At 56.4% G+C, this 25,797-nt stretch carries 24 protein-coding genes and 2 pseudogenes; 15 read left to right on the forward strand and 11 right to left on the reverse strand.

From position 1 onward, the window contains the following. Positions 1 to 11: 11 nt before the first annotated feature. Complete coding sequence (locus ACMGGU_RS09920) at positions 12 to 944, reverse strand: LysR substrate-binding domain-containing protein (protein ID WP_090392483.1); 933 nt, start codon at positions 942 to 944, stop codon at positions 12 to 14. Positions 945 to 1,114: 170 nt separating this feature from the next. Between ACMGGU_RS09920 and ACMGGU_RS09925 the strand changes: the two are divergent. The 7 genes and pseudogenes from ACMGGU_RS09925 to ACMGGU_RS09955 all read left to right on the forward strand — a co-directional run bounded on the left by ACMGGU_RS09925 (position 1,115) and on the right by ACMGGU_RS09955 (position 7,564). After that, a pseudogene (locus ACMGGU_RS09925) lies at positions 1,115 to 2,064 on the forward strand (branched-chain amino acid ABC transporter permease). Between the two features lie 8 nt (positions 2,065 to 2,072). Further along, the gene (locus tag ACMGGU_RS09930) at positions 2,073 to 3,179 is read left to right on the forward strand and encodes a branched-chain amino acid ABC transporter permease (protein WP_090392480.1); all 1,107 of its coding nucleotides are present in this window, start codon (positions 2,073 to 2,075) and stop codon (positions 3,177 to 3,179) included. After that, positions 3,176 to 3,943, forward strand: a complete 768-nt coding sequence (locus ACMGGU_RS09935; protein ID WP_048029857.1) for an ABC transporter ATP-binding protein — start codon at positions 3,176 to 3,178, stop codon at positions 3,941 to 3,943. Before ACMGGU_RS09930 ends, ACMGGU_RS09935 begins: the two co-directional genes overlap by 4 nt. Beyond that, the gene (locus ACMGGU_RS09940; RefSeq protein ID WP_420300494.1) at positions 3,936 to 4,655 is read left to right on the forward strand and encodes an ABC transporter ATP-binding protein; all 720 of its coding nucleotides are present in this window, start codon (positions 3,936 to 3,938) and stop codon (positions 4,653 to 4,655) included. Before ACMGGU_RS09935 ends, ACMGGU_RS09940 begins: the two co-directional genes overlap by 8 nt. Positions 4,656 to 4,683: 28 nt before the next feature. Then, the gene (locus ACMGGU_RS09945; RefSeq protein ID WP_045908804.1) at positions 4,684 to 5,841 is read left to right on the forward strand and encodes a branched-chain amino acid ABC transporter substrate-binding protein; all 1,158 of its coding nucleotides are present in this window, start codon (positions 4,684 to 4,686) and stop codon (positions 5,839 to 5,841) included. A gap of 17 nt (positions 5,842 to 5,858) precedes the next feature. Further along, the gene (locus tag ACMGGU_RS09950; RefSeq protein ID WP_047071799.1) at positions 5,859 to 6,341 is read left to right on the forward strand and encodes an L-2-amino-thiazoline-4-carboxylic acid hydrolase; all 483 of its coding nucleotides are present in this window, start codon (positions 5,859 to 5,861) and stop codon (positions 6,339 to 6,341) included. Continuing rightward, positions 6,338 to 7,564 carry a Zn-dependent hydrolase gene (locus ACMGGU_RS09955; protein WP_262805194.1) on the forward strand — a complete coding sequence of 409 codons (1,227 nt, stop codon included), beginning with the start codon at positions 6,338 to 6,340 and terminating at the stop codon, positions 7,562 to 7,564. Before ACMGGU_RS09950 ends, ACMGGU_RS09955 begins: the two co-directional genes overlap by 4 nt. Positions 7,565 to 7,599: 35 nt before the next feature. On the opposite strand, the gene ACMGGU_RS09960 is transcribed toward ACMGGU_RS09955, so the two are convergent. Continuing rightward, a complete protein-coding gene (locus tag ACMGGU_RS09960) occupies positions 7,600 to 9,483 on the reverse strand; it encodes a potassium transporter Kup (protein WP_420300969.1) in 1,884 nt (627 codons plus the stop codon). Positions 9,484 to 9,572: 89 nt separating this feature from the next. Then, positions 9,573 to 11,060: an MFS transporter gene (locus ACMGGU_RS09965; protein WP_090392474.1), complete on the reverse strand. Its 1,488-nt coding sequence runs from the start codon at positions 11,058 to 11,060 to the stop codon at positions 9,573 to 9,575. A gap of 116 nt (positions 11,061 to 11,176) precedes the next feature. On the opposite strand from ACMGGU_RS09965, the gene ACMGGU_RS09970 reads away from it, so the two are divergent. The 3 genes and pseudogenes from ACMGGU_RS09970 to ACMGGU_RS09980 all read left to right on the forward strand — a co-directional run. Then, a complete protein-coding gene (locus tag ACMGGU_RS09970; RefSeq protein ID WP_167210864.1) occupies positions 11,177 to 11,752 on the forward strand; it encodes a TetR family transcriptional regulator in 576 nt (191 codons plus the stop codon). A 308-nt stretch (positions 11,753 to 12,060) separates the two neighbouring features. Further along, the gene (locus ACMGGU_RS09975) at positions 12,061 to 13,029 is read left to right on the forward strand and encodes an alpha/beta hydrolase (RefSeq protein ID WP_262796287.1); all 969 of its coding nucleotides are present in this window, start codon (positions 12,061 to 12,063) and stop codon (positions 13,027 to 13,029) included. A 157-nt stretch (positions 13,030 to 13,186) separates the two neighbouring features. Then, positions 13,187 to 13,471: pseudogene (locus tag ACMGGU_RS09980) on the forward strand (helix-turn-helix domain-containing protein); the annotation flags it as partial. A 12-nt stretch (positions 13,472 to 13,483) separates the two neighbouring features. Here the strand turns inward: ACMGGU_RS09980 and nhoA are convergent. Beyond that, entirely contained in the window at positions 13,484 to 14,320 is an 837-nt protein-coding gene (gene nhoA, locus ACMGGU_RS09985; RefSeq protein ID WP_252077076.1) for an N-hydroxyarylamine O-acetyltransferase, read from the reverse strand. Between the two features lie 108 nt (positions 14,321 to 14,428). On the opposite strand from nhoA, the gene ACMGGU_RS09990 reads away from it, so the two are divergent. The 3 genes from ACMGGU_RS09990 (at position 14,429) to ACMGGU_RS10000 (ending at position 15,915) form a co-directional block, all read left to right on the forward strand. Continuing rightward, the gene (locus ACMGGU_RS09990; RefSeq protein ID WP_033145657.1) at positions 14,429 to 15,001 is read left to right on the forward strand and encodes a flavin reductase family protein; all 573 of its coding nucleotides are present in this window, start codon (positions 14,429 to 14,431) and stop codon (positions 14,999 to 15,001) included. A 126-nt stretch (positions 15,002 to 15,127) separates the two neighbouring features. Further along, a complete protein-coding gene (locus ACMGGU_RS09995) occupies positions 15,128 to 15,490 on the forward strand; it encodes a hypothetical protein (protein ID WP_024909588.1) in 363 nt (120 codons plus the stop codon). Further along, complete coding sequence (locus ACMGGU_RS10000) at positions 15,490 to 15,915, forward strand: DUF3828 domain-containing protein (RefSeq protein ID WP_395299326.1); 426 nt, start codon at positions 15,490 to 15,492, stop codon at positions 15,913 to 15,915. Before ACMGGU_RS09995 ends, ACMGGU_RS10000 begins: the two co-directional genes overlap by 1 nt. Before the next feature lie 77 nt (positions 15,916 to 15,992). Here the strand turns inward: ACMGGU_RS10000 and fusA are convergent, their stop codons facing one another. Next, complete coding sequence (gene fusA, locus ACMGGU_RS10005; RefSeq protein ID WP_039262847.1) at positions 15,993 to 18,092, reverse strand: elongation factor G; 2,100 nt, start codon at positions 18,090 to 18,092, stop codon at positions 15,993 to 15,995. A 160-nt stretch (positions 18,093 to 18,252) separates the two neighbouring features. Between fusA and ACMGGU_RS10010 the strand changes: the two genes are divergently transcribed. Continuing rightward, positions 18,253 to 18,552, forward strand: a complete 300-nt coding sequence (locus tag ACMGGU_RS10010; protein WP_008501755.1) for an ArsR/SmtB family transcription factor — start codon at positions 18,253 to 18,255, stop codon at positions 18,550 to 18,552. Here ACMGGU_RS10010 and ACMGGU_RS10015 read toward each other — a convergent pair. Continuing rightward, a complete protein-coding gene (locus ACMGGU_RS10015; protein WP_045908811.1) occupies positions 18,545 to 19,186 on the reverse strand; it encodes a helix-turn-helix domain-containing protein in 642 nt (213 codons plus the stop codon). The two genes, ACMGGU_RS10010 and ACMGGU_RS10015, sit on opposite strands and share 8 nt — an antisense overlap. Before the next feature lie 121 nt (positions 19,187 to 19,307). Continuing rightward, positions 19,308 to 20,639 carry a 2-hydroxycarboxylate transporter family protein gene (locus tag ACMGGU_RS10020; RefSeq protein WP_048029843.1) on the reverse strand — a complete coding sequence of 444 codons (1,332 nt, stop codon included), beginning with the start codon at positions 20,637 to 20,639 and terminating at the stop codon, positions 19,308 to 19,310. Between the two features lie 414 nt (positions 20,640 to 21,053). On the opposite strand from ACMGGU_RS10020, the gene ACMGGU_RS10025 reads away from it, so the two are divergent. Then, a complete protein-coding gene (locus ACMGGU_RS10025; RefSeq protein ID WP_420300495.1) occupies positions 21,054 to 22,739 on the forward strand; it encodes an NAD-dependent malic enzyme in 1,686 nt (561 codons plus the stop codon). Positions 22,740 to 22,783: 44 nt separating this feature from the next. Here the strand turns inward: ACMGGU_RS10025 and ACMGGU_RS10030 are convergent, their stop codons facing one another. The 4 genes from ACMGGU_RS10030 to ACMGGU_RS10045 all read right to left on the reverse strand — a co-directional run bounded on the left by ACMGGU_RS10030 (position 22,784) and on the right by ACMGGU_RS10045 (position 25,789). Next, a complete protein-coding gene (locus tag ACMGGU_RS10030) occupies positions 22,784 to 23,785 on the reverse strand; it encodes a Kdo(2)-lipid IV(A) acyltransferase (RefSeq protein ID WP_420300496.1) in 1,002 nt (333 codons plus the stop codon). Between the two features lie 183 nt (positions 23,786 to 23,968). Beyond that, positions 23,969 to 24,199 carry a tautomerase PptA gene (gene pptA, locus ACMGGU_RS10035; protein ID WP_008501760.1) on the reverse strand — a complete coding sequence of 77 codons (231 nt, stop codon included), beginning with the start codon at positions 24,197 to 24,199 and terminating at the stop codon, positions 23,969 to 23,971. A 37-nt stretch (positions 24,200 to 24,236) separates the two neighbouring features. Beyond that, positions 24,237 to 24,854 carry a glutathione S-transferase family protein gene (locus ACMGGU_RS10040; RefSeq protein ID WP_420300497.1) on the reverse strand — a complete coding sequence of 206 codons (618 nt, stop codon included), beginning with the start codon at positions 24,852 to 24,854 and terminating at the stop codon, positions 24,237 to 24,239. 47 nt (positions 24,855 to 24,901) lie between these two features. Beyond that, a complete protein-coding gene (locus ACMGGU_RS10045; protein ID WP_420300498.1) occupies positions 24,902 to 25,789 on the reverse strand; it encodes an ABC transporter substrate-binding protein in 888 nt (295 codons plus the stop codon). Positions 25,790 to 25,797 lie beyond the last annotated feature (8 nt).

Below are 25,797 nucleotides of genomic sequence, written 5' to 3' on the forward strand. Positions count from 1 at the left end.
ATTCGGGGCGCTTATTCCTGGCCCGCCGCCCGACGCAGCCAGGTTTGCAGCAGCTTGCCGTCCTCGGTCATCTCTGAATCTGAACGCACGCAGAGGTAATAATCGCGTCCGTCATCAATCGGTAGGTCAAAGATCTTCACCAGCTCGCCGCTCTCAAGATACGGCGCAATCAGCGGCTCACGCATTAGCGCACAGCCCAGACCAGCCTGTACGCCCGCCAGCGTCAACAGTCCGTCTTCAAACAGCGGGCCGCTGCGCCGGAGAGGACGTTTTACCCCCTGCAACAAAAACCACTGCGTCCAGCTCGTGCGCTCTTCATCGTGCAGGAGCGGCATTTGCAGCAACTGCTCAGGCGTATCGATATGGCCATGAATGCGTAAAAACGCACGGCTGCACACCGGCACCATCTGACCGGAAATCAGCTTTTCACTCTGATAGCCCGCCCACTGCCCGTTGCCAAAACGAATCGACATATCCGACGCGTCGCTCAGATAGTTACGGTGGTTGGCATACACCACGTTGATCTCGGTTTGGGGATTGGCGCGCATAAACGCAGGCAAACGTGGGATAAACCACCCCATACCAAAAAGCGGGATCAGGCTGATGGTGACCTGACGCGTTTGCGCCTGCTCCGCCAGGTGCTCCGTCGCCTGGCGCAGCACGTTAAAGGCCGCACGGATCGAGCGGTAATATTCCCGCCCGTGCTGGCTCAGCACCAGCCTGCGCCCCTGACGTTCCGTGAGCGGCATTTGCAGGTATCCTTCGAGCACCTTGAGCTGATGGCTGACGGCCGACGGAGAGATATTCAGCTCCTGTGCGGCCAGCGTGACGCTGCCCAGCCGGGCGATGGCCTCAAAGGCACGTACGGCCCGAAGCGGCGGATCGTTTGCCAGGCGGCTTTCTGCATACGCCGCCAGATTCGCCAATTGTTCTGTTTTATTCATATGTTGATTTCTTTAGGCTTTTCACCCAAAAGCAGGCATAAACTATTTTCATATAAATCATAAAGATAAAACAATATTTATTTATCATAAGAAATAATAGATGCGTATTTTACAATTTAATTCATTTATTGGATGGTAGCCGCAGAACGAGCACTTTGCGGGTACAGACGTTGGATACACTCATACAACAACTGATCAACGGTGTGATGCTGGGAAGCATCTACGCGCTGATCGCGCTGGGCTATACCATGGTGTATGGCATTTTGCGCATTATTAACTTTGCCCACGGCGATATTCTGATGGTCGGCGCGCTCACCACGCTCTCCGCCATGAACGCCCTGAACACCACCTTCCCGCATATGCCGCTGCTGTTGCAGCTTGGCATGGCCCTGATGATTGCCATGGCCGTTTGCGCCGTGCTGGCGATGGCCGTGGAACGCTTTGCCTACCGTCGACTGCGCAACGCCCCCGGCTCGCGCCGCTTATCTCGGGTATCGGCGTCTCCGTCCTGCTGCAAACCGTGGCGATGATTATCTGGACGCGCAACCCGCTGATGTTCCCGCAGATCCTGCCCATGGATCCGATTGCCGTGACGTCTGGAAGTGAAACGCACCCGCCCGCCATCGTGACCGTTACCGGCATTGTCACCGTGGCGCTGGCGCTGGCTGTGATGACCGGCCTGTGGCTGCTGGTGGAATACACCCGTCTGGGGCGCGGCATGCGCGCCGTGGCGGAAAACCCACGCGTGGCCACGCTGATGGGGGTTAACCCAAACGCCATCATCACCCTGACGTTTGCCATTGGCGGCGTGTTTGCCGCGCTGGCAGGCGTGATGATGGCCAGCAATTACGGTAACGCCAGCTTCTCGATGGGCTTTTTGCCCGGGATCAAGGCCTTTACCGCCGCCGTGCTGGGGGGCATTGGTAACATTCGTGGCGCCATGATTGGCGGCATCCTGCTCGGCATTATCGAAGCGCTGGGCGCAGGTTACCTGGGTGAACTGACCCATGGCGTATTTGGCAGCAACTATCAGGATGTCTTTGCCTTTATGGTGCTAATCCTGGTGTTGGTCTTCCGTCCGGCTGGCCTGCTGGGCGAGCGCGTGGCGCACAGGGCGTAAGGAATACCATGACAACACTTCAACTCCAGACCCCGGTGACGACACGCAAATTCTGGTCAGGCATGAGCCTGTTCTGCCTTGCGCTGCTGATTGCTCCCGTGGTGGCCACGCAGCTTGGCGGCAACTACTGGGTGCGCGTCATCGACTTCGCCCTGCTCTACATCATGCTGGCGCTCGGGCTTAATATTGTGGTCGGCTATACCGGCCTGCTGGACATGGGCTTTATCGCCTTTTACGCGGTCGGCGCCTACCTCGCGGCACTGATGGCCTCCCCACACCTGCTGGAGGTGTTTCCGATCCTCGGCGTCTGGTTCCCGGACGGGCTACACACCTCGTATCTGCTCATTATTCCGCTGGCCGCCCTCGTCGCGGCAGTCTGCGGGATTTTACTCGGTGCTCCTACGCTCAAGCTGCGCGGGGACTACCTGGCGATAGTGACCCTCGGCTTTGGCGAAATTATCCGCATCCTGATGCGTAACCTCGACCGTCCGGTAAACATTACCAACGGCGCAAAGGGCATTACCGGGGTGGATACGTTGAACCTGTTCGGCCTGAAGTTCAGCGGCGTATACCACTGGTTTGGTTTCAAAGTGCCTGCCCTGTGGCTGTGGTACTACCTGCTGATGCTGGTCATTGTGGCGATTATTTTTGTCTGCCTGCGCCTGCAGCATTCCCGCATTGGTCGCGCCTGGCACGCCATCCGCGAGGATGAAGATGTGGCGCGCGCGATGGGCATCAACGTGCGTAACTATAAGCTGCTCGCCTTTGCGATGGGCGCCTCCTTTGGCGGCGTGGCGGGTGCGCTTTTCGGCGCGTTTCAGGGCTTTGTCTCCCCGGAATCCTTCACGTTACAGGAATCGATTGCCGTACTGGCAATGGTGGTGCTGGGCGGCATGGGGCACATTCCGGGCGTGATCCTGGGCGCGGTACTGCTTACCGCCCTGCCGGAACTGCTGCGCAGCCAGGCAGCGCCGGTTCAGCAGGCGCTGTTCGGTACGGTGCTGATTGACCCGGAAGTGCTGCGCCAGCTGTTTTACGGTCTGGCACTGGTGCTGGTCATGCTGGTACGCCCGTCCGGGATCTGGCCGGTACGCCACAAGGAGGCGAAGGCATGAGCCTGTTAACCGTACGCAACATGACAAAACGCTTCGGCGGGCTGACTGCTGTAGATGACGTTTCGATAACCGTGAACAGAGGCGAGATCTACGGGCTGATCGGCCCCAACGGCGCGGGAAAAACCACCTGCTTTAACCTCATCACCGGCCTTTATCCGGCGGACAGCGGCGAGTTTTCGATAGCGGATAAGCCCTATTTCCCAAAACACATAGAGAAAGTGACCGCCGCCGGGATTGCGCGCACCTTCCAGAACGTGCGCCTCTTCAACGACATGTCGGTACTGGAAAACGTGATGGTGGGCCGCCACGTTCGCACCCGTAACGGCCTGTGGGCCGCGCTGAGCCGCCACAAACGCGCCCGTGAGGAAGAGAAACAGACCCGCGAACTGGCCTGGCACTGGCTGGACTATACCGGCATTGCGCAGTTCGCCCACTATCGCGCCTGCGATCTGGCCTATGGCCATCAGCGTCGCCTGGAAATCGCCCGCGCGCTGGCAACAGATCCGCTGCTGCTGGCGCTGGACGAGCCCGCCGCCGGGATGAACGCGGCGGAAAAAGTGGCGCTCGGCGAGCTGCTCATCCGCATCCGTGATGACGGCAAAACCCTGCTGATGATTGAGCATGACGTCAAGCTGGTGATGGGCATCTGCGATCGCCTGACGGTCCTTGATTACGGCAAAACGCTTGCCAGCGGCACGCCGGAAAACGTGCGGCGCGACCCGGCAGTGATCGCCGCCTGGCTTGGAGGCAACGCCCATGTCTGAATTACTGAAGGTAGAACGTCTGGACGTGCATTACGGCGGCATTCAGGCCGTACGCGACGTCTCCTTTACCCTGCGCGAGGGCGAACAGGCTACGCTGATCGGTGCGAACGGCGCGGGGAAAAGCTCCACCGTACGCGCCATTGCCGGGCTGGAAAGCTTTAGCGGCAGTATTGAATTCAGCGGTAAAGCGGTGCGTAAACAGAGCCCGGAGACCCTGCTTCGCGACGGACTGGTGATGGTCCCGGAGGGCCGCGGGATCTTCTCCCGCATGACGGTACTGGAAAACCTGCAGATGGGCGCCTGGCTAAGGCGTGACACTGTCACCGTTAAACGCGAAATGAACGAGATATTCGAGCGCTTCCCGCGTCTGGGCGAACGCCAGCATCAGCTTGCCGGGCTGTTGTCCGGCGGTGAGCAACAGCTGCTGGCCCTTAACCGCGCCCTGCTCAGCCGCCCGCGTCTGCTGATCCTCGACGAGCCCTCGATGGGCCTTGCCCCGAAAATGGTCGAGAACATTTTTGCCGTGATCGCCGGGCTGCGTGAGCGCGGTGTCGCCCTGCTGCTTATTGAACAAAATGCCCGGCTCGCGCTGGAAGTGACCGACAGCGCGTGGGTGATGGACAGCGGCAGCATTGTTTATCATGGCGAATCGACAGCGCTGCTTAACGACGACCAGATTGCACAGATTTATTTGGGCGAAATGCCCGTTTAACCACACCAGCCAACATCAGGGAAATACAATGAAAACAGTAAAAATTAGTGCGCTCAGCGCCGCTATTCTCCTCGGCAGCTTTGCCTCGACGGCCACGTGGGCCGCTGACAGCGAAACCGTGGTCATCGGTCTGGCGGGGCCGCTGACCGGCCCATCAGCCCGTATCGGGAAAGATCTGGAGAACGGCGCGCAGCTGGCCATTGACGACATTAACAAGCAGCACCCGACTATCGGCGGCAAAGCAGTCACCTTCAAACTGCAGTCCGAAGACGATCAGTCTGACCCGCGTACCGCCGTGGCCGTCGCGCAGCGTCTGGTGGACAGTGATGTGGCGGGCGTGGTCGGCCACTGGAATACCGGCACCAGCATTCCTGCGGCTCGCATTTATCACGATGCAGGCATCGCCCAGGTGGCACCAGTCGCGACCGGTCACGCCTATACGCAACAAGGTTTTGATACCAGCTTCCGCGTGATGGGACACGACGATGACGGCGGCCAGCTCGCCGGTCAGTATGCGGTCAATACCCTGAAAGCCAAACGCATTGCGGTGATCGACGACCGCACCGCATTTGGTCAGGGGCTTGCAGACCAGTTTATTAAATCGCTGGAAGCCCAGGGCGTGAAAATTGTCGATCGTCAGTACGTGGATGACAAAACGGTCGATTTCAGCGCCGTACTGACCGCCATCCGCAGTAAAAACGCCGATCTGATCTTCTTCGGCGGCGTCGACAGCCAGGCCGCACCGCTGGCCCGTCGCATCAAACAGCTGGGCATGAATGCCACGCTGATGGGCGCAGGCGGATTCGTCAGCCAGACGTTCCTCAAGCTGGCGCAGAAAGAAGGCGAAGGCGTTGTGGCGCTGGAGCCGGGTCTGCCCGTTGACCAGATGCCGGGTGGAAAGGCATTCGAACAGGCCTATCAGTCCCGCTACCACACCCATATCGAACTGCACGCCCCGTTCGCCTATGACGCCACCCGCGTGCTGGTTGCGGCAATGGAAAAAGCAGACTCCGTTGAGCCTTCCGCGTATCTGCCTGCCCTGCGCGCCATCAGCTATTCCGGCGTCACCGGGCAGATCGCGTTTGATAAAGAGGGCAACCTGAAATCGCCGTCGTTCACGGTCTACAAGGTTGTCGACGGCAAATGGCAGCCGCAGACCGTGCTGGGCGGCGCAAAAGCGAAGTAACGCAGCGAGGCAATGTGATGAGTGATAATAACGAGCTGGGCATTCTCGCCCGCCGCAAAATTGAAGCCGAAATTATTAAGCCAATTTATGAAATCCTGGTGCGCGAGATAGGGAAAGCCCGCGCCCAGGCGGTGATTGGCGAGGCCATTGAGCAGGCCGCGATTGACGCTGGCAAAGCGTTTGCCAGCAAAGAACCCAACGGCGCGAACATCAAGAGCTTTATCGCCCTGCAGTATCTGTGGGAGAAAGATAACGCCCTGGACGTGAAGGTGATCGACGCCGACGACCAGCAGTACAACTACAACGTGACCCGCTGTCGCTACGCCGAGATGTACCACGAGATGGGGCTGGGCGAGATTGGCCACCTGCTCTCCTGCGCGCGCGATGAAAAATTCATCGTTGGCTATGCGCCGGACGTTGAGCTAACTCGCACCACTACCATTATGCAAGGCGGTGCGTGCTGTGATTTCCGCTACCGCAGCAGCAAGGACAAGCCATGATTCGCGTCAACGCCGAACGGCTGTGGTCAACGCTTGAGATGATGGGGCAGATCGGCGGCACGCCTGCCGGTGGCGTCACCCGTCTGGCATTAAGCGAGGAAGATCGTGTTGCGCGTAACCTGCTGCGCGACTGGGCGCTGGACGCCGGTTTTACCTGTGACGTCGACAGCATGGGCAATATGTTTATCCGCCGCGCGGGAAAAAACCCGCAGCTTGCCCCGGTCATGACCGGTTCGCACGTGGATACCCAGCCACTGGGCGGGAACTATGACGGGGTTTACGGCGTGCTGGCCGGGCTGGAGCTGCTGCGTACCCTCAATGACCATCACGTTGAGACGGAGCGTGACATCGTGCTGGTTAACTGGACCAACGAAGAAGGCGCGCGCTTCGCGCCAGCCATGCTTGCTTCAGGGGTCTGGACGGGGCAGTTTAGCGAAGCGTACGCTCATGCCCGCGCCGATCACGATGGCATCACTGTGGGTGAAGCGCTGGATAACATTGGCTACCGGGGTGAAGCCCCTGCCCGCGCGTTTCCGGTTCACGCCTGCTACGAGCTGCACATCGAACAGGGACCGATTCTGGAAGACGAAGCCCTGGATATCGGGCTCGTCCGCGCGGCAATGGGCCAGCGCTGGTTTACCCTGACGCTGGACGGATTTGCCGCCCACGCGGGCACCACGCCGATGCACAGCCGCCGCGACGCGCTGACGGCCTTCGCCGAACTGGCGCTGAAGGTGGAAGAGATTGGCTATCGGCATACGCCGGACGGACGTGCGACGATCGGCATGGCGCAGGTTACGCCAAACTCGCGCAACGTCGTGCCGTCTCGCGTGGTATGCAGCGTGGAGTTTCGCCATCCGGCGCAGGCGGCACTGGAAGCCATGGAGGCAGCGCTGCATAAGGTAGCTGAAAGCCTGAGCCTGCGCGGCGTGTCGGCACTCGTTGAGCGCATTTTTGACTACGCGCCCATCGCGTTTGATGCAAAATGTCTGGCTCGCACGGAGAAGGCGGTGGCAGAACTGGGCTATTCGTCAAAACCGATGGTCTCGGGTGCGGGACATGACACCTGCTATGTCAGCAACATTGCCCCTGCCAGCATGATCTTTATCCCCTGCGTGAAAGGCATCAGCCATAACGAAGCGGAAAGGATCCTCCCTGAGTGGTCCGAGAAAGGGGCGAACGTGCTGTTGCACAGCGTCCTGTCCGCGGCCCAGGAGAGCTAGAACGGCGCGAAAGCAGCCCCTGCTTTCGCGCAACGCTAGACGGCAACGCGGCGGCTGATTTCAACCACCCGATCGCTGGGAAGGTGGTAGTGGTTGATGACGTGCGTGCAGTTGCGCTTCATGAAGGCAAAAATGTGTCGTTGCCAGGCCGCCATACCGGCCCCGCCTTCGCCTGCCACAATGGTTTCATGCCCGACATACCAGGTGGCGTCGTCCGTGGCAAAAATTGCGTTAATCTCGCTGACGCCCTGCAACAAACGCGGGATGTCCGGGTGTTCCATAAAGCCATATTGCGCCACGCCGTGCCAGTAGCCCGGCGCGCGCTGCTCCACCCTGATACGCTGCTCTTCTCCGACGTAGGGCACGTTGAGAATATCAATGGTCAGCGACAACACGTCCTGCTGTAGCGCCCGGTTTCGCGCGACATGCCAGCGCATTACCGGTGGGATATTGTTCTGCGTGCGGGTCAAAAAGACAGCAGAGCCCGTCACTCTGGGCACCGTCTTTTGCTGAAGCTGGGCAAAGAACGCATCCACGCTGACGCCCTTCTCGCCCACCGACGCGGATACCGCCTGCACGCCGCGATGCCAGATCAGCATCACCGTACAAATGGCGGCGGCCATCAGCAGCGGGATGTAGCCGCCCTCAAGGACCTTTATCAGATTGGCAAATAAGAAGGTGGCATCGATCGTCAGGAAACAGAGGGCGATAACCCCGCTGCTGAACAGGCTCCAGCGCCATATTTCCCGCATAGCGACAAACAGCAGTCCTGTCGTCATCAGCATGGTTAACGACACGGCAATGCCGTACGCCGCGGCAAGCTTGTCGGAGGATTTAAAGAACACCACCAGCCCTATCGTCACCACCATCAGCAGCCAGTTTATTATCCCGATATAGATCTGACCGTAGCTTTCTGCCGCCGTCTGTTTGATACGTAGCCGGGGTAACCAGCCGAGCTGAATCGCCTGACGCGTCATGGAAAAAGCGCCGGTAATAATCGCCTGACTGGCAATGATCGTCGCCAGCGCGGCAAGAATGATGAGCGGCACCTGCAGCGCTGGCGGACAGAGCGTATAGAATAGATTTTGTTTGCTGTCGGCACCGGCCAGAATCAGCGCTGACTGACCAGCATAGTTGAGCAGCAGCGAAGGAAAGACGACGCCGTACCAGGCAAACCAGATGGGCTTTTTACCGAAATGCCCCATATCGGCGTACAGCGCCTCGGCACCTGTCACGCAGAGAAATACGCCCCCCAGGACCAGGAAACTGGTGTACCCGTTCGAAAACAAAAACGCGATGCCGTAAGCAGGATTAAGGGCCAACAATACCGAGGGATGCTGAACGATCCCCCGCACGCCCAGGGCCGCAATCGCCAGGAACCACAGCGCCATCACCGGGCCAAATATCTTCCCTATGCGGGCGGTGCCAAAAGGCTGGATCAGGAACAGCGCCAGCAACACCACAACCGTGAGGGGTAAGATGTACGGCTGGGACTCCGGGATGACCATCTCCAGCCCTTCCAGGGCGGAAAGCACGGAGATGGCCGGGGTTATCGCGCCGTCACCGTATATCAACGCGGCGCCGATGAGGGCGGCAAAAATGACCCAGCGACCGCCTTTGCCTTTTTCCACCAGAAGCGACATCAGGGCCATAATGCCCCCCTCGCCATGATTATCAATTCGCATGGCGAAGGCGGCATACTTAATGGAGGTCACCAGGATGAGCGTCCAGGTAATCAGGGAGAGCAGGCCCAGGATGACGTCGGGCGTCGGGTCATGCTCAGAGAGCGAAAGCACCGTCCGGAAGGTATAAAGCGGGCTGGTGCCGATATCACCAAAAACAACACCCAGCGCGCCCCCTGCAAGCAGGGTTAACCGGGAGAGAGGTTGGGACGGTTCACTGCTGTGGCGCGGGCTCATATTTTTCAGCAAGAGTCAGATAATCCTTTAAAAAACATAGCTCATCTGCCCCGCCCGCGCCAACCGCTGCCCCTGTTTTACCGCGCGGTTTACTGCGGATTGACCTTCGCCAAGCTAAACCAGATCCCCACTGCCAGCAACAGTAGCATGCCGCCCGCACTGCCCAGCGCCACGCTGTGGGAAGTAATAAACGCACTTTTCGCCGCCTCAATCACCGGCTCCGCCAGGGACGGCGTCAAATCCTGCGCCACCTTCATCGCTTCCCCAATCGATGACGAGGCTTTATCGATGAGCGAGGCATTCAGCCCCTGCGGCAGGTCAATCGACGCCGAGAAGCTGCGGGTCAACAGCAGACCAAAAATGGCGATCCCCAGCCCGGCCCCCAGCTCATAGGACATGGTTTCAATCGCCCCTGCAGCGGCGGCTTTCTCCTTCGGCGCGGCAGCCATAATGGCGGAAGTCGAGGCCAGCAGCGCGCTGGCGGCACTGAAGCCGAGCAGCACCATCAGCCCCCACGCCTGCCACTGCTGCGTGCTGAAGTCGAGCGTCGACAGGCCGATAAAGCTGACGGCGCTGAGCCCCATGCCGCCGGCCGCGACGATGCGTAGCCCTAATCGCCCAACCAGCACGCCCGCGATCGGCCCACTGAACCCGCTGGCGACCATCACCGGCAGCATAAACATGCCCGCTTCAAACGGCGTAAAGCCGTGAACAAACTGCAGCTCCTGGGCCATCAGCAGCTCAAACCCGACCAGGGCAATCATGGCGGTCATCGCCATCACCACGCCGCTCAGAATAATGCGATGGCAGAAGAGACGCATATCGATCATCGGTACGCGGGCACGAAGCTGAATACGCACAAAGATAAACAACAGCACCGAGCCGGTAACCAGCGCGGCGGCCACCAGCCACGGCGACAGTACGCCCTTAAGCGCGGTTTTGGCGCTGTAGACCAGCAGCAAAATCGCCACAATCAGCATGATGGCATGGCTGATATTCAGCGGCTGCTCCGGGCGGCCCTGCTGACGGGGCACAAAACGCGCGGCCAGGGACACGACCACCAGCACGATCGGCACGTTGATTAAAAACACCGATCCCCAGTAAAAATGCTCCAGCAGCATACCGCCAATCAGCGGGCCAAACGCCGCCCCGCCGGAACCGACCGCCGCCCAGACGCCGAGCGCGATGTTGCGATCTTTCGCGTCGGTAAAAAGCGTGCGGATCCCTGCCAGGGTGGCCGGAATAATCATCGCCGCACCGATCGCCAGCGAGGCGCGCGCCGCGATCAGCCATCCTGCTGAGGGGGCAAACGCAGCCGCCAGCGATGACAGACCAAACAGCGTACTGCCGATCATCAACAGCCGTTTAAAACCGATGCGGTCACCCAGGGCGCCCATCGGCAGCACCATACCCGCCATCACCAGCGAGTAGATATCGATGATCCACAATAATTCGTTACCGCTGGCGCCCAGCGTCATGCTCAATGTTGGCGCCGCCACGTGCAGCACCGTCGCGTCAATCGCGACCGGGATATACACCAGCACGATAATCACTAACGCTAACCACTGACGAAACATAAATTTCCTTTTCATTTTAAACCTGGACACATGTCCAGATTGCGATCCTACGTAAAGTTGAACGCGTGTCCAGCTTTTTGTTACACTCGTTTCGTTCCCATTGAGAGTGAGTAACGATGCGATATCTGAGCAAGGATGAACGGCGCGAAGCCATCTTACAGGCCGCCATGCGCGTGGCGCTGGCCGAAGGACTGGCGGCAATGACGGTACGCCGCGTTGCGGCTGAAGCCGGCGTCGCGACCGGACAGGTTCACCATCATTTTACCTCCGGCGGGGAGTTAAAATCGCTGGCCTTCGTACGGTTAATCCGCGAACTGCTGGATGCGGATGTTGCGGGTGAACAGGCCGGATGGCGGGAACAGCTTCATGCCATGCTCGGCAGCGATGACGGCAGGTTCGAGCCTTATATTCGTCTCTGGCGTGAAGCGCAGATCCTGGCCAGCCGTGATGCCGACATTAAGGGTGCCTATGTGATGACCATGGAGATGTGGCATCAGGAAACGGTGGCGCTGATTAACGCGGGAACGGAGGCCGGGGTATTTCGTCCCGGCGATCGGGCGGAAAATATCGCCTGGCGCTTGATTGGTCTGGTGTGTGGTCTTGACGGGATGTATATCTTAAACATGCCCGAAATGGATGAGGTCGCGTTTAACAGGCATATTGATAAATTGATCGACCTTGAATTGAATTAATCATCCAGAGTCGTTATTTAACCCATATATTAAGCGCCTGTTGCGTAGCACAGGTTCTTAATTTTCGCGTCCCCTTCCACACCCATTCATGCCATGAATATTTATCGCATTATCAGAAATAATGAGAGCTACCTCAAATTCCTTAACAAAAGAAAAATATTGAACTAATTCACTCGCGTTCTCATATACACTTCATACTGCCCTTCCTATAAAAAGGACAATTTAGCCAAAAGTAAATAAGACAATATTTGAGTAGATTTTCTCCATTACAAGCAAAGATAACTTTTTACTCAACGTGGGATTAAATCATGCCTTCATATGTTATGTCTGTTCGTAAAGCAACAAGAGGTAAATTTACCGCCGACATTGGTGGTACAAGCTATTTGGTTGTTCCTGATGGTGAGGACCCCAGCCCCGACCATGCCATTCCTGAGCAAAAATGGTTTGATCAGGTTATACAAGGCGCGCAGTGGAGAAACGAGAAAGGTGAAAAGCGCGGGGACTTACTGTTTTCTGTTCATGGTTACAACATGAGCGAGGGCGAAGTGATCGAGCGACACAGGCTTTTGGCAAACGGATTGTCTGATATTGGTTTTAAAGGAATAGTGGTTTCCTTTGACTGGCCAAGTGATGATAAGGCGCTGGCCTACTTACCTGACCGTCACAAGGCAAAACTTACTGCAATGCGCCTTATGACAGAAGGAATTTCCTACGTATCAGAAAAACAAAAACCCGACTGTCCCATCAATATTCATGTTCTGGGCCATTCAACTGGGGCTTATGTGCTCACTGAAGCATTTGATGATGCGGATGATACTAACCTGCCAAATAGTGCCTGGAAAGTGAGTCAGATCATTTTCGTCGCAGGCGATGTATCGAGCAGCGTAATGTCAAACCCTGACCCGCGAAGTGATTCGATTTACCGTCATGGCATTCGTCTCACTAATTATTCCAGCCGTCGCGACCAGGCTCTGGATATATCAAATGTCAAACGCGTCGGCGTAGCGCCTCGGGTTGGGCGTGTTGGTCTTCCTGAGAATGCACCTTCAAACGCAATAAATGTAGACTGCACGCAGTATTACGAAAAACTAGAAAGTGATTCTGCTATTCTCGAGCAGGATGAACCCGCAGGGATTAAAGGCATGCCATCCCATTCGTGGTATTTCGGAAATAAAATATTTACCCGAGATTTGTTTTGCACACTAATTGGCATTGATCGCTATGTTATTCCAACCCGATCGGTTGATGGCGAAGGAAAAACGATCCTTATTCGCTAAGCGCAATTTGTGACAGGTGCCGGGTGGCGGCTACGCCTTACCCGGCCTACAGTTTTAACCTTTCCAGGCCTGGTAAAGTGTAGCCGCCATCGGGCAATTAAGACTGCAACATGCCGTGTTGCAGCAGGAAAACCTACCACGGAATGCCAACGGGATAGAGAATCTTCAGTTCGCACTCACGCTGGACTGCGTGGCGGAAAAGGCCTGTATGAGCCGACGCAGTTTTACCCGGCGGTTTCAGCAAACGAACGGGGAGAGTTTTTCGAGCCGGCTGCTCAAGCAACGCATCACCGTCGCGCAACGTTACCTCGAAAAAACAGATCGGCCGGTTGACGATATTGCCGAGCGTGTCGGTTTTCCCTCGACAACGTCCTTGCGCCGTCACTTTAATAATCTGCTTAATACTTCGCGTTCCCGCTATCGACGCGAATTTCGTGGCTGATAGCAAGCGACGTTATTTCCCGTGACTTTCAAACCCGGCCATCACCGCCGTCAATTCTGCGAGTGAAAAACCGTGCTTAGGATCGTCAACGCCCAGCCCAAAGCGTTTCTGCATCAACTGGTAAAGCGCCTCAGCATCCGGCAAGTTGATCTGCTCCTCCACGTGACCGTTCTGCCAGTGGGTAAAGTTGAAGTTGGTCAGCGTCAGCTTGCCGCCGTCCGGCAGATGGCGGCACATCAGCAGATGATGGCGGAAGTGCGACTGCGGCCAGTGCGCCGACCAGAAATTCCCCATCACGTAATCACTGAAATACTGTGTCGTCAGGTCGAAATGGTACATCGACTGCCAGTGCTCGTGGTGACGGAACTGCAGCACCCAGTCGTTACCCTCGCTCAGCAGACGATACAGGCCGTGCGGCGTTTCCTGTTCCTCACCTGCGAGCAGACGAATTGGCGCCGTCAGCGTCTGGCCGCCAAACCCCACGTCCGCAATCCAGCGCTCGCCGTTAAGCTCAACCAGCAGCAGGCGGTGCGTGCGCGGCGGCATTTGCGGCGGGCTCGCTAATACCACGCGTCCCAGCACGCTGCGCACCGTGAAGCCGACTTCACGCAATACCCGCTCAAACAGGCCGTTTTGCTCAAAGCAATATCCTCCGCGACGGGCGGCGATCAGCTTGTCGACCAGGCACCGATCGTCAAGCTGGATTTCTCGCGGCAGCACGACGTCAATATTCTCAAAAGGGATCGCACAGTTATGGTGTAAATGCAGCGCTCGCAGGGTATCGATATCCACCCGTGTCGGTTGCGTCCAGCCGATGCGGGCGAAATAGGCGGTCAGGAATGGGGACATGAATCAGTTTCCTTTGATTGTGATGTTCTGTTTATAAACTAATTTTACGCACTCACTTTGATTTACGTGCTTTTTCGTCATACTCATCGTTACAGATGAGGAGATCCTATGAGCCACTTTCGCCCTGTTGAATTACGTCATGCCAGCCGTCTGCTGAACCACGGCCCTACCGTGCTGATCACCAGCCGCGATGAGAGCCTGGACAGACGTAACGTTATGGCCGCCGCATGGTCAATGCCCGTTGAGTTTGAACCGCCACGCATCGCGATAGTCGTGGACAAAAGTACCTGGTCACGCGAGCTGATCGAACGCAGCGGGAAATTTGGCATCGTTATCCCCGGCGTGGCGGCGGCCAACTGGACTTACGCGGTCGGCAGCGTCAGCGGGCGCGATGAGGACAAATTCAACTGCTATGGGATCCCGGTGGTGAATGGCCCAGAGCTCGGCCTGCCGGTCATTGAAGAGAAATGCCTGGCGTGGATGGAGTGCCGGTTATTACCCGTGACCTCCGCTGCAGAGAAATACGACACGCTGTTTGGCGAAGTGGTTTCAGCGGCAGCGGATGAACGGGCGTTTATCGCCGGACGCTGGCAGTTTGACGGGGATAAACTCAATACTCTGCATCATCTTGGAGCCGGGACGTTTGTGGCGAGCGGAAAGATGGTGAAGGCGCTGGATTGATTGTTTAAATCATATATGGCTGAATTATATTAAATTTCTATGGCATTTTATGTTTACTCTTGAGTTGTAAAACGGAGGATATTTCCGGAGTTGCAGCATTAGCACTCTCCCGTTAAGGAAATATCAATGTCATGGAATAAAGATGGCGCAATCTCCTATGCCAAATCACACGCCCAACCGAAGAGCACCGGTTATTGTGCTCGCTACGTCACCGAAGCGATCAGAACGGGGGGAAAATTAAAAATTCCCAATACGCGTCTGGCAAAAGATATGGGGCGTACATTGGTCAACGCTGGATTCCGCCTGGTATACGATCAACCTCATGCCGGAGACGTAGCCGTTATCCAAAATATAGTGGGTCACGATAGCGGGCACGTTTGCATTTATGATGGTCAGCAGTGGATAAGCGATTTTGTACAACGCACCCTGTATCCGGGACAGGCTTACCGAAACATACAGCCTCATTACGAACTGTTCAGGCACGACTAATGAAAATACTCTGCTTTTTCCTTTTTTCCCTGTCTCCCTTCGCGGTCGCAGATAGCCTATCTTCACCAGGCCAGGCTGCGCTTAAATTCAATCAATGGTATATCGCTCAGCTGAATCAGGACAAACCACCAGTGCTGAATCCAGACATTATGAATGAATACGTTGCCTCCGGGACAATTGATGCAATTAAGGAGATGTACTCAGGAGACAGTAACGAAAAAGACATGCCCGATGCTGATATGTTCATTAAAGCGCAGGACTGGGATGAGGACTGGGATCAGATAACCGTTCTGCATTCTGATTTTGATGCCGTTTGCACAAACGTTTATATCGCATTTGGTAAGAAACAAGATCACGTTGTAGCAGATTGTCTCGTTCAGGAAAAAGGGAAATGGAAAGTTCGATCGGCCACGCTGATCAAGTAATAAACGTCTATGAAAGCCCTCTGCTACAGCGGCAAAAGCACATGGTAGCCCAGCGACTACCATGTGCAATTCATTAACTACTTCGCACGCCGTGAAATAATCTCATCCGCAACATTCCGCGGGGCTTCCGCAAAATGGTGGAACTCCATCGTATACGTCGCGCGTCCCTGGGACATCGAACGCAATGTCGTGGCATAACCAAACATCTCTGCCAGCGGTACATCGGCGCGGATAATCTGGCTGCCGTACTGCTCTGCCATCCCCTGCACCATGCCGCGTCGGGATGAGAGATCGCCCATGATGTTACCGGCGTACTCTTCCGGTGTTTCCACCTCCACGTGCATGATCGGTTCAAGAATCACCGGATCCGCCCTGCGGGCCCCCTCTTTAAAGCCGAGGATCGCCGCCATGCGGAACGCCATCTCCGAGGAGTCGACGTCGTGATACGAGCCAAACGTCAGCGTCGCTTTGACATCGACGACCGGATAGCCCGCCAGCACGCCGCTGTTCATCGCTTCCCGCAGCCCTTTCTCAACGGACGGAATATACTCACGCGGCACCACGCCGCCCTTAGTGGCATCTTCAAATTTAAAGCCACTTCCGGGCTCCAGCGGCTCCAGGCTCAGCACCACATGGCCGTACTGGCCTTTACCGCCGGACTGTCGGACAAATTTGCCTTCGATATCCTTCACCGTTTTACGCAGGGTTTCACGGTAGGTCACCTGCGGACGACCGATATTTGCTTCGACGCCAAACTCACGCTTCATGCGGTCGACGATAATCTCAAGGTGTAACTCACCCATCCCGGAGATAATGGTCTGGCCGGACTCCTCGTCAGTGTGCAGGCGGAAAGACGGGTCTTCTGCCGCCAGACGCTGCAGCGCAATGCCCATTTTCTCCTGATCGCCTTTGGTTTTCGGCTCAATCGCCAGCGAAATCACCGGATCCGGGAACTCCATGCGCTCAAGCGTAATGACGGCGTTCGGATCGGTGAGCGTGTCACCGGTGGTCACGTCTTTCAGCCCGACGCAGGCCGCGATATCCCCGGCGCGCAGTTCGTCCACCTCGTGGCGATCGTTGGCATGCATCAGCACGATACGTCCGATGCGCTCTTTCTTCCCTTTCACCGGGTTATACACCGCGTCGCCTTTGCGCAGTACGCCAGAGTACACGCGGATAAAGGTCAGTTGTCCGACGTACGGGTCGCTCATCAACTTGAACGCCAGAGCCGAGAACGGCTCATCATCACTCGGGTGACGCTCCGCGTGCTGCCCTTTTTCATCCACGCCATCAATGGCCGGCACGTCCAGCGGCGACGGCATAAGCTCAATCACCGCATCGAGCATGCGCTGTACACCTTTGTTTTTGAACGCGCTGCCGCACAGCATCGGCTGGATTTCCCCCGAAATGGTGCGAATACGTAGCCCTTTGATAATTTCCGCTTCCGTCAGGTCGCCTGTTTCCAGGTATTTGTCCATCAATTCATCGCTGGCTTCCGCCGCCGCAGAGACCATTTTTTCCCGCCATTCCTGGGCGGTACTGACCAAATCGTCCGGCACGGGGGCATAGGTAAACACCATGCCCTGCGTCGCATCGTCCCACAGAATGGTGCGCATCTTGATCAAATCCACCACGCCGGTGAAGTGATCTTCGGCCCCCACCGGGATGACAATCGGCACCGGATTGGCCTTCAGGCGTTCCTGCATCATCCGCACGACGCGGAAGAAATCGGCACCCGGACGGTCCATTTTGTTGACGAAGGCCAGACGCGGAACGTGATATTTATTGGCCTGACGCCAGACGGTTTCCGACTGCGGCTGCACGCCGCCCACGGAGTCATACACCATCACGGCACCGTCGAGTACGCGCATGGAACGCTCCACCTCAATGGTGAAGTCCACGTGCCCCGGGGTGTCGATGATGTTGATCCGGTGCGGTTCATAGCCTCTGTCCATGCCTGGCCAGAAGCAGCTAACCGCCGCGGACGTAATGGTGATCCCGCGCTCTTGCTCCTGCGCCATCCAGTCAGTGGTTGCCGCGCCATCGTGTACTTCACCCAGCTTGTGGCTCATCCCGGTATAAAACAGGATGCGCTCAGTGGTGGTGGTTTTACCGGCATCGATATGCGCGGAGATACCGATGTTGCGATAACGTTCGAGAGGGATGGGTCGGGGCATGATATTTCCTTAGTCACTATGACATGTTTGTGACGACCAGGATGGTCGTGCATTCGTTCGTTTGCTATAATAGTCCTATTGTACGAGTATTATCGAACTATTTTTTAAGGGTTGACCTATTGTTGATATAGCTCAATCTGACGCCATACGCAGGAAAACGATGATCCCTAACCACCCTGAAACTGAACAAATACTGCTGGAAAATGTGCTCTTTGCCCTCGGCAACCCGCTCCGGCTATCGATTATTCGTCGGCTGGCCGATGGCAGCGAACTCAGCTGCAACGCGCTGCGCCCGGAAGATGTGGTGAAGTCCACGATGACCCATCACTGGCGCGTATTGCGCGACAGCGGGGTCATCTGGCAACGTCCGCAGGGACGCGAAAACATGATTTCATTGCGACGAGACGATCTGGATACCCGCTTTCCGGGGTTGATGGCGATCCTGCTGCAGGTTAAGTAACTTCTGTCCCTTCCAGGCGATAGACCGGGACCTGCCGGGTTGTTTTGGTAAGCGTATCGAACACCTCGGCGTTGGACGTCACGATCCGCATCCCTGTTTTGCGTAACCGTTGTACATCAGCCGCGATGCGCTGAATGCCAAACCAGAAAAGCCCGTCGAGCGCGGTCACAGACAGCCCGTTTTCCAGCGCCAGTTTGAGGCGCTCTTTTGGCGCTTTCACCTGCTGGGCAATTTGCCGGTAAGACGCTTCCGTCGCACCCGTGGCGTCACTGCGCTGGATACGCGTCTTCAGGTGATAGGTAAACTCGTCAGGTATGCCGTCCAGATCCCGTTTAAGGCTGTAGACGCAGCCAAAGCGCTTGCCGTTAAACAGAACATTTTTCTGACTGAGCTGAAGCTCTTTTCTGACAGCGTCAATCAACTGGGGCGCGCGGGTGAGAAGCAGCCTGAAGGGCAGCTCGAAGCTGGTGACGTAATCCACATTAAGCAACGCGAGACGCAGGCGATCCTCCGCACCGGACTGTTGCTCACGGCACTCCTCCAGCACCTCCGCCCACTGGCGCGTCAGGCGCTCCGGTTCGGCGGCTTCGGTCAGGAGATATTTTTCAATCTGATAATCAACTCTTCCGGTCATCGTGTGGTATCCCGTCGCTGTGGCTGCGGTAATTCTATACAGCGCGGTGAGTTTTATAAAGGACTGAACCGCAGCGACACGATGTAAATGTCGTTGCGATTCAGTATCCTGAGGTTTCGAATCAGTGCGCCATAACCCAGCCCATCAGCAGCGTGGCGAAAATGACCGTCGAGGCACCGCCGATACGCGTCGCAATCTGCGCGAACGGCATGAGCGACATGCGGTTGGAGGCGGACAGAATGGCCACATCTCCCGTACCGCCCAGCCCACTGTGGCAGCAGGTTACAATCGCCGCTTCCACCGGATACATATTCAGACGCGACGCAATCACGTAGCCGCTCAGCGCCATCGCAATCACCACCGATCCGCATACCACTACATAGCCCACCGAGAAGACCGACACCACGCTTTCAAGCGGCACGTATAGCATCCCGAGGCCGATCATCAGCGGCCAGACCAGCGCAGCCGAAACGAATTTATAGCAGCTGTGCGCACCCTGCTCCATTGAGGCCGGGATCACCCTGAAGTATTTACACAGGACGGCAATCAGGATCATCAGCACCGGGCCGGGAATGTGGACCAGTTTTTCAAACAAGCCTCCGACGATGAAAAACGCGCACACCATCAGCAATCCGCCGCCCATCAGATGAAAATCCGTCTGCTGTGCGCTTTGCGCCCCGGCAAACAGGCTGGCGTCGTCTTTACTCCGCGTGAGCATGCCATTTCCCGAAAGCGCAGGACGTTTCGTCCCGAGACGCGCCAGCGAGCCCGCACAAATAATGGCGAAGATATTTCCGACGACCGCAGCGGGAGCCAGCTGCGCCACGTAGACGTCCGGCGTCTGCCCCAGGATTGCCGAATAGGCCAGAGACAGGGGCAAAATCCCCTCGCCAATTCCGCCGCCAATGATAGGGACAATGATAAAGAAGAAGGTGTGGTAAGGCGTATACCCAAACAGCGTTCCCACAATAAGCCCGCTCAGCACGGCCATCAGTGTCCCCGCCACCAGCGGAACAAACATGCGCATCATGCCCTGGATCAGCAGCACCCGGTTCATCCCCAGAATACTGCCGACCACCAGGCAGGCGATGACGAAATAGAGCAGATTCGCCTCCTTCATCAGCAGATGCACCGTATCAAGGGTTTGTTTCCCGAATGCGCCAAAATAGACCAGCACGGAAGGCACCATCAGACACAGGATCGCCGGGCCGCCGATGTCCTTCAGCACGGGGATTTGACGCCCCACTTTGGCAAACGCAAAGCCAAGGGTCATGATGACCGCCAGTCCGCCTATCATATTTTTCGGCAACAGCCCTGCCCAGGCGGACGTCGCCACAATCGCGGCAATCCCCACGAACAGCATCAACGGGACTGCGCCAACCTCGGTATTGTTGAGCCCAAAGGCGAAACGCGAGGTCGACAGCTCAGAAGTCGGTACAGGATTATCTTTCATATAATCACCTGAAATTTGTGTTCGGATATGCAGAGAACGGAATAAACGAAAAACTATTCCTGATTCAAATAAATGTTCTTAAATAGAAAATAAAAACTTTGGTGGCCTTTTCTAAAAACAGGCTCAGCGTGAAATTAACATACCCCCCCCAAGAGAAATGTGAACACAATAGCCCTTTCCTTTTAAATAATTTAATTCATTATTATGTAACTAAAGTTATTCATGACATTCAATGCAATTCTTTTGAAATTAATAAAACCAGAAAGAATGTGAACCTTGTCACTCCTGATCCGTTAGCTAAGCGCTAAATTAGCTCCCCAACAAAACACAGAAAACTGCGTGCCTTTATCATCCTTAAAGTCACTGTTTCTGCTCGTCTTATTTCTGTTTCGTTTAAATATTCAGGAGTTGACCATGTCTCGTAAAGACGTTCTGTACACGCCCTATAATGGCGCCGTACTGCTGGAAAATCCGTTATTAAATAAAGGCCTCGCCTTTATTAAAGAAGAACGGGATAATTTTAATCTGCATGGATTATTGCCGCATAACGTTGAAACCATTGAAGAGCAAACCGAGCGCGCCTGGGTGCAGTTCTGCCATTTTAAAAGCGATATTTCCCGTCATGTTTATTTGCGCAATATTCAGGACACCAATGAAACTCTCTTTTATAACCTCTTGCGTTCGCATCTGAAAGAGACGTTACCGATTATCTATACCCCGACGGTGGGTGAAGCCTGCGAGCATTTCTCCACGATTTATCGCCGCGCGCGCGGCTTGTTTATTTCATGGCCTAACCGCCATCGTATTGATGAGATGCTGCAAAGTTTCTCGCGCAACGACGTTCGGGTGATTGTGGTAACGGACGGAGAGCGCATTTTAGGGCTCGGCGACCAGGGTATCGGCGGCATGGGCATTCCGATTGGCAAGCTGTCGCTCTATACCGCCTGCGGAGGGATCCATCCGGCCTCCACCCTCCCGATTATGCTGGATGTCGGCACCAATAATCAGCAACACCTCGACGACCCGATGTACATGGGTTGGCGTCATCCGCGCATCAGCGACGATCAATACGCTGAATTTATGGATATGTTTATCAGCACGGTTAAAGCGCGCTGGCCCAACGTTCTCCTGCAATTTGAAGACTTTGCGCAGAAAAACGCCACCCGACTACTCCAGCGCTACCGCGATCAGCTGTGCTGCTTCAATGATGATATTCAGGGCACGGCAGCCGTCACCGCAGGGACGCTGCTCGCGGCGGCTCACGCGGCGGGCACGCGCATTCGCGATCAGCGCGTGGTCTTCCTCGGCAGCGGCTCTGCGGGATGCGGGATCGCTGAAAAAATTGTGGCGCTGATGGTCGATGACGGCCTGAGCGAGTCGGAAGCCCGCAGCAGGATCTTCATGGTCGATCGCTTCGGCCTGCTGACCGACGACATGACCAACCTGCTCGATTTCCAGAAAAACCTGCTTACCGCGCGCGACGCCGTAAGCCGCTGGCAGGTAGACGCAAAGAATATTTCCCTGCTGGACGTGGTGAAGAACGCACATCCCACGGTGATGATCGGCGTTTCAGGTCAGCCGGGGCTGTTCAGCGAAGAGATCGTCAAAGAGATGCATCGCCACTGCCCGCGCCCGATTATCATGCCGCTCTCGAACCCGACGTCGCGGGCGGAGGCCCAGCCGCAGGATCTCATCGCCTGGACCCAGGGAGCCGCGCTGGTGGCCACCGGCAGCCCGTTCGCGCCGGTATTCTGGGAGAACGCGCACTACGAGATTGCCCAGTGTAATAACGCCTATATCTTCCCGGGCCTGGGACTGGGCGTGCTGGCCTGTAACGCGCGCCGGGTGACGGAAGAGATGCTGATGGCAGCAAGCCGCAGCCTGGCCGCCCAGTCTCCACTGGTGACCACAGAAAGAGGAGGATTGCTGCCGCCGGTAGATCAGATTGAAACGGTCTCGCGCCAGATTGCCGTTGCCGTCGCCCGGGCCGCGATTGAACAAGGCATAGCGCCATCGTTAGATGATGAAACCCTGATGGCGCGTATCGAGAAGACCTGGTGGCAGGCGGACTATGCGCCGTACCGCCGATCCGCGCTGTAGCGCCGGTCATGCCCTCACCCTGCGGTGAGGGCATCGCTGTGGTGTTAGTGATGTATGCCTGAGCGGTCAGAAAAATCGCTGGCGGAGAGACTATCACCCCGAGTTGCCGCCTGTTTCAGACGGGCATATCGGTCAGGTACCCCTTCAGGACGGGTTTTGAAGCGACGGTGCAGCCACATATACTGCTCTGGGGCCATACGTACGGCCTGCTCAATTGCCCTGTTCATCTGCGTCGCCACGGCTTCTTTATCGCCGCCCTGCAACGCCTCACTGATATCCTCCAGAATAATCAGCTCGTAACCGGTGCCATCCGCCCTGCGACGCGGCACAAAGGAGATGACGGCAGGCTTAGCGCTTTTGACCAGCATATAGCTGCCCGCCGTCGTTGCGGCATCCGGCACCGCAAAGAACGGCACAAACACGCTGTTGGTTTTGCCATAGTCGTGGTCCGGGGCGTACCACAAAATTTCATTCTGCTTCAGCGAGCGGATCATGCCCTTTAAATCATGGCGATCGAGCATGGTTTTGTTGGAACGCAGACGTCCGCGCGTCTGAAGCCAGTCCAGCAGAGCATTGTTATTAGGGCGATAGACCCCAATACCGGGGTTGAGCATGCCAAATATCCGTGCGCCCAGCTCAAGCGTCAGAAAATGCATCCCCACCAGCACCACGCCTTTTCCCTGCGCCCTCGCCTTTTCCATGTGCTCATACCCCTGCACGGTAAAGCATTTCTTCACCCGCCACGCAGGCCAGAACCATGCCATCCCGGTTTCAATCACCCCCATTCCTACCGATTCAAAATTACGCTGCAGCAATGACTCGCGTTCATCCTTTTTCATCTCCGGGAAACAAAGTTCCAGGTTGCGGCGGGCAATCTCGACGCGGCGAGGAAGTAAGCGCATCGCCAGTCGCCCCAGGCCATGACCGATTCTGAACAGAAGCGGATAAGGGAGCAGCATGATGAGCCACAGAGCCGCAATGCCGGCCCAGCTTAGCCAGTAACGGGGATGAAGAAAGGCGAATGAAAAACGGGGTAATTTTGTCATCAGAAAATTATCCTTTAACGTGTCTGTCCTTAATTGATTCTGTTGAAGATCTTTCCTAAGGATGAATAAAAAGTCAGCCAGAAACGTTAAGTGTAGCGGATAAGACAAAACGCATTTTTATCGATTTTTGCGAAAACGGGAAAACAAGCCGGGGAGGATTTATACGCTCCCCGGCAGAAGATCTTACATCGAATACCCGGGCTTCTTAATAAGCTCCTCCAGCTTCGGTCCAATTTCGGTATCCCAGACCTGCGCCTTCCAGTCTTCAGGCGCGATCTGCTTCAACGCCACCGACACGGAACTGTCTTTGCTGTTGAAATGGCGAATAATCACGTCGGCAATATCTGCCGCCAGGGCAGCTTTTTGTTCGTCGTTCAAATCACGGGGAAAACATTTGATATCTACGTGTGGCATGTACAGGCTTCCGGTTGTGAATGAGGGTTCCACGTTATCAGATAATATTGTTTGCCTTTAACACCTTGTGCAGTTCCGGTCGCTGACATACGGCGTCCGCAATCGCCGTGAATTTAGGGGTATTTTCGGCAAACCAGGCGTGACGGGGCCCCCAGGTGCGCGCTACCGCAATATACACATCCAGCAGCGTCAGCCTTTCCCCCAGCGCAAACGGGGCACCCTTAAGCTGGCTTTCGAACCACAAATAAAGAGATTTCCGGTATTCGATGCAGTTTTTCTGCAGCTGTTCCGGCGCATCCGGCACCCAGCGTTCGGGATAGTCTGCATAGGTAAACGTGGGATAGACGTTGGCCACAAACCAGATGAGCAAACGCTGAAACTGCTGACGTTCAGCCTGCCCCACGGGCGGGGCGAGATCGGGACACCGGTCGAGCGCCATCAGGGCAATCGCCGCCGTTTCGGTCATGATGGCGCCATTTTCCAGCTCCAGCGTCGGCACCTGGCACAGCGGATTGAGCTTGTGCAGCAATTCACGCTGCGGACCGGGCTGGTCAAACCCGTCCACGTTGATAAATTGATAAGGGATATCAGCCAGGGTCAGCATCACCTCACTGATTGCCGAGCCCCAGCCGGGTACGCCATAGAGTTTAATCATGTTGCCCCCTGAGGGTGAGGGATGAAAACCCTAAGTGTAGAGCACCATTAGTAGGTTATCCCAGGCGGGTTGACCTCCGATTGCGCCACCGCTTCGCCCTGCTCGCCCCAGCGCGTCAGCACCTTCTGGTACTCTCCGCGCTCAATCGCACCGTTCAGCGCGGCCTGCAAGGCATAAACCAGTTGATTGCCTTTTTTGGTCGTGGTGGCGACATAAGCTTTCTTCGGCCCTAAACCGACCACGCGGGTTTTGCCGGTGAGCGCCGCTTTGTAAGCTGAAACCGACTGAGGACCAAAGAACACATCCGCCCTGCCGGACTGGATATAGAGATTGCCCGAGGCATCGTCGTGAAGATAGACCGGCAGCGCAGGCGCCCGCCCCGCCTTTTTATTTTCTTCGTTCCAGCCCAGCAGGATGCGCTCCTGATTGGTACCCGAGCCGACAATCACCCTTTTCCCGGCCAGATCTTCCGCGCTTTTGATTGACTGAATCTCGCTGGTGGATTTCACCGAAAACGCCAGCGAATCGACGCGGTAGGTCGCAAAATCAAACTTCTCTTTACGCTGTTCGGTCACCGCAATGTTCACCAGCGCCACGTCGTAACGCCCAGAAGCGATCCCCAGCGGCCAGTCTTCCCACGCCGTCGGCACCAGCTTTAGCTTCAGCCCCAGGCTGCCCGCCAGCAGGCGGGCAATATCCGGGTCGCTGCCGATCCGCGTGCGGTTATCGCTGGCCAGCAGCGCCAGCGGCGGGGAGTTCAGCATCGAGACGGCGACCGTCAGCGTACCTGGCTCAACGAATTTATAACCGGCGGGGATCTTCGCCACGGCCTGCCGATCCACCGTCACCGGCAGCGGCTGCTCGTTGGCTTTCAGATCGATGCTGGCGTGGCTCGCCGTCGTAAAAAGCAGTCCTGCCAGAAGGCCATATTTCATCTGCGCTC

This window comes from Enterobacter sp. BNK-8 (assembly GCF_048685095.1).
In the GTDB taxonomy this organism is placed as follows: Bacteria; Pseudomonadota; Gammaproteobacteria; order Enterobacterales; family Enterobacteriaceae; genus Enterobacter; species Enterobacter quasiroggenkampii.